We start from the raw sequence: 1,055 nt of genomic DNA on the forward strand, positions 1-1,055 counted from the left end.
TCCAAGCTGGTCGCCGAGGGAGCCAAGGTGCTCCTCGACGAGGCCGACCTGTGGCCGGACAAGAAGTTCGTGATCACGAACATCATCGTCCGGCAGGCGTTCCTGAAGGAGCACCCGGACGTCGTGGAGGCCGTGCTGCGCGGCTCGGTGAAGACCAACGCGTGGATCGCCGCCAACCCGGACAAGGCCAAGGCGTCAGCCAACGCGGCGCTGAAGGAGGAGTCCGGCAAGGCGCTGCCCGCCGACGTCATCGACCCGGCCTGGAAGTCGATCACGTTCCTCGACGACCCGCTGGCCGCCACCCTCGGCACCGAGGCGGAGCACGCGGTCGAGGCGGGGCTGCTGGAGAAGCCCGATCTGAAGGGCATCTACGACCTCAGGCTGCTCAACAAGGTCCTCAAGGCCGAGGGCAGGGACGAGGTCGACGACGCCGGTCTCGGCGTCGAGTAAGAGCACCGCACCCGAAAACGCCCCCAGGAGATGACGAGCATGGCCACGACGACGGCCCCGGCCGCCAGGATCACCGAGGACGCATCGGCGCCGACCTACGCCGCCCGGATCGAGCACGTCTCGAAGTCCTTCCCGGCGCCGGGCGCCCCCGGCGGGCAGCAGCTCGTGCTGGACGACATCACGCTCGATGTCGGGCCCGGCGAGTTCGTCACCCTCCTGGGGGCCTCCGGCTGCGGCAAGTCCACCCTGCTCAACCTGGTCGCCGGGCTCGACCGGCCGTCCGCCGGCTCGATCGGCACGGACGGCCGGCCCGCCCTGATGTTCCAGGAGCACGCCCTGTTCCCGTGGCTGACCGCGGGCCGGAACGTCGAACTCGCCCTCAGGCTCAGGGGCGTCGCCAAGGCCGAGCGGCGCCGCGAGGCGGAGCGGCTGCTGGACCTCGTCCGCCTGCAGGGCGCGTACGGCAAGCGGGTGCACGAACTGTCCGGCGGCATGCGCCAGCGGGTCGCCCTGGCCCGCGCGCTCGCCCAGGACAGCCGCCTGCTGCTGATGGACGAACCGTTCGCCGCCCTGGACGCGATCACCCGCGACGTCCTGCACGACGA

Annotated in this window: 2 protein-coding genes; both read left to right on the plus strand. The window is 71.2% G+C overall.

Going from position 1 to position 1,055, the window contains the following annotated elements; genetic code table 11:
- A partial coding sequence (locus tag ACWCPI_RS38925; protein ID WP_451042674.1) for an ABC transporter substrate-binding protein occupies positions 1 to 450 on the plus strand: 450 nt, incomplete at its 5' end.
- Between the two features lie 39 nt (positions 451 to 489).
- Positions 490 to 1,055: ABC transporter ATP-binding protein (locus ACWCPI_RS38930; RefSeq protein ID WP_451042675.1), on the plus strand; the 566-nt coding region annotated here is incomplete at its 3' end.

Source organism: Streptomyces sp. NPDC001920 (assembly GCF_053594495.1).